The sequence below is a fragment of the Streptomyces sp. URMC 127 genome (assembly GCF_051386535.1).
Taxonomy (GTDB): Bacteria; Actinomycetota; Actinomycetes; order Streptomycetales; family Streptomycetaceae; genus Streptomyces.
The window spans coordinates 1-8,012 of record NZ_JBPQTW010000267.1; the positions used below are offsets into that span (position 1 = coordinate 1).

The 8,012-nt window shown below is 71.2% G+C and carries 1 pseudogene; it reads right to left on the minus strand.

Annotated features, from left to right (window positions below):
* Nucleotides 1-7,997 (minus strand): annotated as a pseudogene (locus ACSNOH_RS31395) (amino acid adenylation domain-containing protein); the annotation flags it as partial.
* Between the last annotated feature and the right edge of the window lie 15 nt (nt 7,998-8,012).

An 8,012-nucleotide genomic window follows, 5' to 3' on the forward strand; every position in this document is an offset into this window, starting at 1 on the left:
ATCTCCAGCACACGCCGCGGCCCCCACCGCAACACCTGCCCCACCGCAGCATCCCGCCACGCCCGCATCTCACCCAAGGGAATAGGACCACCCGAATAACTCGAATTCCACCCCGTGAAATCCTCACCCCAGGCTGCGGAGCTGTTCTGGGAATAGACCGAGTCGTAGACGCCCCGCCATTCCGTCACCTGGTCGTCCGCACCCCGGACGGGCATCGTGTCGGCGTCCGGGACGACGTAGGCGACCAGACGTTTGTCGCCGGGCCGGTCCTCGCGGACGACGGCCACGGCCTCGGAGACCTCGGGGTGCCGGCGCAGCGCGGATTCGACCTCCCCGGGTTCGACGCGGTAGCCGCGCACCTTGATCTGGTCGTCGGCGCGGCCCGCGTACTCGAGTTGACCGTCGGCGGTCCAGCGCCCGAGGTCTCCGGTGCGGTACATGCGGGAGCCGTCGGCCCGGAAGGGGTCGGCGACGAAGCGCCCCGCGGTGAGGCCGGTCTGATTGAGGTAGCCGCGGGCGAGGCCGGGCCCGGATACGTACAGTTCGCCGGGTACGCCGGGGGGTACGGGACGCAGGCGGTCGTCCAGTACGTACACCCCGGTACCGGCGACCGGCAGCCCGATGGGGGCCGCGGGGCCGGTCAGCGGCTCGCTCGTGGTGACGGAGACCGTGCACTCGGTGGGTCCGAAGGCGTTGACCACGCGGCGGCCCGGCGACCACCGGGCGAGGAGGTCTTCGGGGCAGGGTTCGCCGCCGATGATCAGGTCCGTCAGGTCCGGCAGCAGAGGCGTGTCCCCGTACGCGCCTCCGCGCGCGCCTCCGAACGCGTCTCCCTGCGTCTCTCCCTGTGTCTCTCCGTCCACGGGGATCGTGCTCAGGATGGACGGGGCGATGAGAATGTGCGAGACGCGCTGTGCCGTGAGGACGTCCTTCAGCGCGGTCCCGACCAGTTGGCCGGGCCGGGGCAGGATGAGGGTGGCGCCGGACAGCAGCGCCGCGGAGAGCTCGGCGAAGGACACGTCGAAGCTGGGCGAGGAGAACTGCAGGACCCGGCTTCCGGGGCGCAGGGAGAAGCGCTCGTTCTGCGAGGCGGCCAGGCCGGCGATGCCGGAGTGCGAGACGACGACGCCCTTGGGCTCGCCCGTCGTACCGGAGGTGTAGATGACGTAGGCGGGGTGACGCGGGTCGAGCGTTCCGCGGTCCGACGGGCCGGGGTTCGTCGCAGGGCAGGGCTGCACTTCGGCTTGGAGGGCCGGATCGTCGATCAGCCGGTACCGGGCGCCTGCGGCGGGTTCGGCGGGCAGGCGGTCGAGGGCGTCCCGGTTCGTGAGGACCAGCGGCGGGGCGACGTCGCCGAGCATGAAGGCGAGGCGCTCCGACGGGTATTCGGGGTCGAGGGGTACGTACGTGCCGCCGGCCTTCAGGACCGCGACGGCGGCCACGAAGAGGTCGAGCGACCGCGGTAGCGCCAGGGCCACCGGCTGCTCCGGCCGTACGCCCTGGCCGATCAGCCAGTGCGCCAGTCGGTTCGCCCTGGCGTTCAGCTCGGCGTAGGAGAGCTCATGGCTGTCCCGGGTGCTGCCGTGCGGGTTCGCGGTCTCGGTGCTGCTCTCCTGGCTCAGCGCGACCGCTTCCGGCGTCCGTGCTGCCTGTGCCTCGAACAGCTCCGGCCAGGTGGAAGTGGAAGCAGATATGCCGCGGCCGGTGTCGTTCCGCGTTCCGGGCGCCCGGTCGCGTTCGGCGTCGCTGCGGATGTCGACGGAGCCGAGGGGCAGGTCGGGTTCGTCGGTGAACAGCCGCAGGAGCCGCGTCCACCGCGCCACGAGCGCGTCGACCGTGGCCTTGTCGAACAGGTCGGTCGCGTATTCCACGTAACCCGCGACGCCGCCGGGCGTGCCGTCCTGGCCGTAGTTCTCGCTGAGGAGGAAGAGCAGGTCGAGCCGGGACGTACCGGTGCCCGCCGTCTCGGCCCGGACTGTCATGTCCGGGAGCTCGAACCGCGCCTGCTCGGTGTTCTGCAGGACGAGGGCGATCTGGAAGAGCGGGTGGTGGGAGGTCGAACGCTGCGGGTTGAGCACCTCGACGAGGTGCTCGAACGGCACGTCCTGGTGCGCGTACGCCGCCAGGCTCGCCTCCCGCACCCGACCGACCAGATCCGTGAACGTGGGGTCGCCGGACGTGTCGGTACGGAGCACGAGCGTGTTGACGAACAGCCCCACGAGATCGTCGAGCGCCTCGTCCGTCCGCCCGGCGATACCACTGCCGAGCGGAATGTCTGTCCCCGCACCGAGACGCGTCAGCAAACCCGCCATCGCAGCCTGCAACACCATGAACACCGTCGCGCCGCAGCGCTGGGCCAGCCGCGCCACGGCGCGGTGCAGGCCGGGATCGAGTTCCAGGCCGGTCAGGTCGCCACGGTAGGAGGCCACGGGCGGGCGGGGACGGTCGGTGGGCAGGCTCAGCCGCTCGGGGAGGCCGGCGAGCTGCCGGCTCCAGTACGTGACCTGCCGGGCGAAGGCACTGCCGGGGTCGGTCTCGTCGCCGAGCAGGTCGCGCTGCCAGAGGGTGTAGTCCGCGTACTGCACCGGCAGCGGCTCCCACGACGGCTCACCACCCGACCGCCGGGCCGTATAAGCAGCGACGAGATCCCTCGCCAGCGGACCCATCGACCAACCATCACCCGCAATGTGGTGCATCAGCACGAGTGCGGTGAACTCGGACGGGCCGGAGACGAACAGTGACACCCGTAGCGGGATGTCGGTTCCGAGGTCGAAGGCGTACCGTACGGCTTCCGCCAGGGCTGCGGGCAGTTCGTCCCCGGCGACGTCCCGCTCCTCCCAGTCCGGCCGGGCCCGGTCCGGGCTGATGATCACCTGGCGGGGGCGCCCGTCCACCTCGGGGAAGACGGTGCGCAGCGACTCGTGCCGCGTCACCACGTCGTGCACGGCCGTCCGCAGTGCTTCCCGGTCCACCTCGCCGGAGAGCCGCAGGACCAGGGGCATGTTGTAGGAGGGGGACGGCCCCTCCAGCTTGTGCAGGAACCACAGGCGCTGCTGGGCGAACGACAGCGGCACCACGTCGGGTCGCGTCCCGGTGGCCGTCAGCCCCGTACGGGCCGAGCCGGCCTCGTCCAAGGCCTGTGCCAGGCCGGCGACGGTCGGCGTCTCGAAGATCGCGCGGATGGGGAGTTCGACGCCGAGAGCGGTACGGATGCGGCTGATGAGACGGGTGGCCAGGAGCGAATGCCCGCCGAGGTCGAAGAAACCGTCGTCCACCCCGACCCACGGCAGGCCCAGCACCTCGGCGAAGAGACCGCAGAGCAGCTCTTCCTGCTGGCTGCGCGCCGCCCGGCTCGCCGGCGCCGCGCTGTGGTCGGGGGCGGGCAGGGCCCTCCGGTCGAGCTTTCCGTTGGCGGTCAGCGGCAGCGAACCGAGGACGACGACGGCCGACGGCAGCATGTGCTCGGGGAGGGACCGCTGCGCGTACGCCCGGAGGTCCGTCGACAGGTTGCCGATGCGGCGGGCCCGGACCGGGTCGTTGGTGAGGGCACGGAGGTGGGGCCGGTCACCGGACGGGGCCGGCGGCGGTACGTACACGCCATGCAGCACGAGCGGTACGGAGCCGGTCGGGTGTGTCGGGGCGGTCGGGTCAGTGCCTCCGGGGACGATGACGGCATCAAAGGCGGCGTCGAAGCCGGTGGACGTTCCCGTAGCCGTGGACCACGTGGTCACCACAAGGTGACCGTGACGCTCTCCCCAGAGGTGGAGGTCCTCCGGATCGACGCCCTCGGTGAACGGCCCGGACGGCCCGGACGGCCCGAACGGCCCGGTCTCGATGGACGAACCCAGCTCGTCGGATGGCCCGGCCTCGCCGGATGATCCGGCCGTAGCAGACGCTCCGGCCTCGGCAGTGAGGCGCAGGTTCGGGATGCCGGTGATACGGATCGGCGACGCCAAGGGCACGCCGTCGAGTTCCTCCACTGCGTGCAGGTCCCGCCCCCAGGCCAAGACCGTGGCGTCGAGGACGACCAACGGTTCGGCGGACTGCTCGTGGAGAACCACTTCGTAGCGGTGCCGGGTCAGCTCGTTGTGTACCATTCCGCGCTTCAGCCGGATGTCCACCGCGCCCACGGCCGGCTCGGCCGCGGCGAGGGCGGTGAAGAACCCCGGGTCCACGACGAGTTCCTTCTCCGTCAGAACGGCGTGGTCCACCGCGGCCCGCACCGCGCTCGGCCGCTCGCCCGGGTGCCGGGACTGGTGGACGGCGGTGCGCAGGGCCCGCAGCGTGGCCGCGTTCCGCACGTCGCCGACCACGAGCCTGCCCCCGGGTGCCAGGAGTCGCAGGGCCTGCGTGAGCACCCGGGTCAGGTAGTCGCCGCCGGGGAAGTACTGGACCACGGAGTTCAGCACGATCGTGTCGAAGAACCCGGTGGGCAGGTCCGCGATGTCGTCCGCGGGCCGGGCGCGCAGCTCGACGCGGTCGCTCCACCCCGCACGCGCGACGTGCCCCGCCAGCCGCTCGATCACCGCCGCGGAGAAGTCCGTGCCCCAGTAGGTCTCGACCTCGGGCGCGATGCGGGAGAGCAGCAGACCCGAGCCGACGCCGAGCTCCAGGACACGCTTCGGCCGCCAGCGCAGAACCTGCTCCACGGCGGCGTCCCGCCAGGCTCGCATCTCGTCCGCGGGAATGGGCTCACCCGAATAGCTGGAGTTCCATCCCGTGAAGTCCTCACCCCAGCCCGAGAACGACACGGCGGAGTAGAGCGACTCGTAGACGCCCTGCCATTCGGCGACCTGAGCGGCTGCTTGGGCGTCAACGTGGGTGGGAGTGGGAGTGAGACCAACGCCATCGGTGACGGCGGCGTGGGCAGCCACCGTGTCGGAAGGCACCACGTAGGCGACGAGGCGCTGGTCGCCGGGCCGGTCCTCGCGCACCGTGACGACCGCCTGTCCCACGTCGGGATGACGGCGCAGCACACCCTCGATCTCGCCCGGCTCGATGCGGAAGCCGCGGACCTTGACCTGCTCGTCGGCGCGACGCAGGTAGTCCAGTTGCCCGCTCGTCGTCCAGCGCACGACGTCACCCGTGCGGTACATGCGCGAGCCGTCACCCCGGAACGGATCGGCGACGAACCGCTGCGCGGTGAGCGCGGCCCGGTCGAGGTAGCCGCACGCCAGGCCGGAGCCGGATACGTACAGCTCGCCGGGGACACCAGGCGGCAGGGGCCGCAGGAGCTCGTCCAGGACGTACACGCGCGTGCCCGGCAGCGGCCGGCCGATCGGGGCGTCCGGCCCGGTCAGCGGATCGCTCATCGCGACACAGACCGTGCATTCCGTCGGCCCGTAGGCGTTGACCATCCGCCGGCCGCGCGACCAGACGCGCACCAGCTCCGGCGGGCAAGCCTCGCCGGCGACGACCAAGGTGCGCAGGTCGGGCAGCGCCGCTTCCGGGTCGTCGCCCGTTCCGAGGGTGAGGAGCACCGAGGGCGGCAGGGTGACGTGGGTGATCCTTTCCTCGCGCAGGGCGTTCAGCAGTTCCCGGCCTGCGAGCTTTCCCTCCTCGGACACGACGAGCGTCGCTCCGGCCCCCAGCGTGGTGACCAGCTCGGACACCGCGGCGTCGAAGCTCGGCGAGGAGAACTGCAGCACCCGGCTTCCGGCGTCGACGGCGAACCGCTCGCGCTGTGCGGTGGCGAGGGTGCCGATGCCGGTGTGGGGGACGACGACGCCCTTGGGGGTGCCGGTGGATCCGGAGGTGTAGATGACGTAGGCAGGATGCCCGGAGTCCACGCGTACTCCGGGATCGGTAGCCGGATAACCGCTCAAATCGGCAGGCAGACTCTCCTCGTCCAGCACCAGCAACGGAGCACAGTCCTCCAGCATGAACGCGATCCGCTCCGCCGGATACCCCGGGTCCACCGGCACATACGCACCACCCGCCTTCAGCACACCCAGCACAGCAACCACCAGCTCCACCGAACGCGGCAACATCACCCCCACCCGCCGCTCCGGACCCACACCCCGCTCAACCAGCCAACGCGCCAACCGATTCGCCCACGCATCAACCTCCCCGTACGACCACACCCGACCACCACACACCACCGCCGCACCACCCGGCGACGACCCCACCACAGCAGCGAACCGGCTGAGCCACGCTTCGGACGCCACGGGCACGGGTCCGGCGGCCTCCGCCGCCGTGCCGAGAACGGCATCCCGCTCACCGGCAGTGAGCAGGTCGGCGGCCCCGATCCGCGCGCCGGGCGCCGCGACCCACTCCCGCAGCAGGTGGATCCACCTGCTGACGAGCGCGTCGACCGTGGCCTTGTCGAAGAGGTCGGTGGCGAACTCCACGACTCCCTCGACGCCGTCCGCCACACCGTCGTCGGCGCGGCGCCGCTCGGTCAGGCTGAAGAACAGGTCGAAGCGGGACGTCCCGGTTGCGACCGTCCGGCCCTGCACCGTCACCCCGGGCCCCGGCAGTTCGAAGGCGGCCTGGGCGTTGTTCTGCAGGACGAGGGCGATCTGGAAGAGCGGGTGGTGGGAGGTCGAACGCTGCGGGTTGAGGACCTCGACGAGGTGCTCGAACGGCACGTCCTGGTGCGCGTACGCCGCCAGGCTCGCCTCCCGCACCCGACCGACCAGATCGGAGAAGGTGGGGTCGCCGGACGTGTCGGTACGGAGGACGAGCGTGTTGACGAAGAACCCGATCAGGTCGTCGAGCGCCTCGTCGGTCCGCCCGGCGATACCACTGCCGAGCGGGATGTCCGTCCCCGCACCGAGACGCGTCAGCAGACCCGCCATCGCGGCCTGCAACACCATGAACACCGTCGCACCGCAGCGCTGGGCCAGCTCCACGATCTCGCGATGGAGGTCGGCGTCAAGCCTGAGCTCCGTGAGATCGCCGTTGTACGAGGCCACGGCCGGCCGCGGACGGTCGGTGGGGAGGGCGAGCAGGTCCGGCAGATCGGCGAGCTGGCGGGTCCAGTACGCAACCTGGTTGCTGAACGCACTGGTCGGGTCGGTTTCGTCGCCGAGGAGTTCGCGCTGCCAGAGGGTGTAGTCCGCGTACTGCACCGGGAGGGCCTCCCAGGACGGCACCGCACCGTCACGCCGCGCGGTGTAGGCAGCAACGAGATCCCGCGCGAGCGGCCCCAGCGACCAGCCGTCACCCGCAATGTGGTGCAGAAGGAGCAGCAGGACACACTCGGTCGGGCTGATCACGAACAGGTGGGCGCGCAAGGGAAGTTCGGAAGCGAGGTCGAAGGGGTGGCGGGCAGCCTCTGCGAGCGCGTCCGCGAGATCGGGAGCGTTCAGTTCCCGTATGTCCCAGGGGACGTCGGCCTGGGCAGGGGGGAGGATGTGCTGGCAGGTCTCGCTCCCGGCCTGGGCCCCGGCCCCGGCCCCGGCCTCGGGGAAGACGGTGCGCAGCGGCTCGTGCCGCGCCACGACGTCGCGGACGGCCATCAGCAAGGCCTCGCGGTCGATCTCACCGGTGAGACGGAGAGCGAGAGGCATGTTGTACGTCGCCGAGGGGCCTTCGAGCTTGTGCAGGAACCACAACCGCTGCTGGGCGAACGACAACGGGATCGTCTCCGGCCGCTCAACGACGGCAAGCGGCGCCCGCGCACCATCCGCATCCCGCACCTGACGCGCAAGACCTGCCGGGGTGGGGGTCTCGAAGAGAGCCCGGATCGGGAGTTCGACGCCGAGGACGGTGCGGATGCGGCTGATGAGGCGGGTCGCGAGGAGGGAGTGGCCACCCAGGTCGAAGAAACTGTCCTCCGGGGCGACGTGGGGAACGTTCAGGACCTCGGCGAACAGGCCGCAGAGGACTTCTTCCTGAGGCGTGCGCGGTGCGCGACCTGCACCGGAGTGGGCAGTGCCATAGGCAGGAACGGGCAGGGCCTGACGGTCGATCTTGCCGTTGGGGGTGAGGGGGAAGGCGTCGAGGGAGATGAGGGCCGAGGGGCGGAGGTAGTCGGGGAGACGCTCATGCAAGAAGCCCTGCAGGTC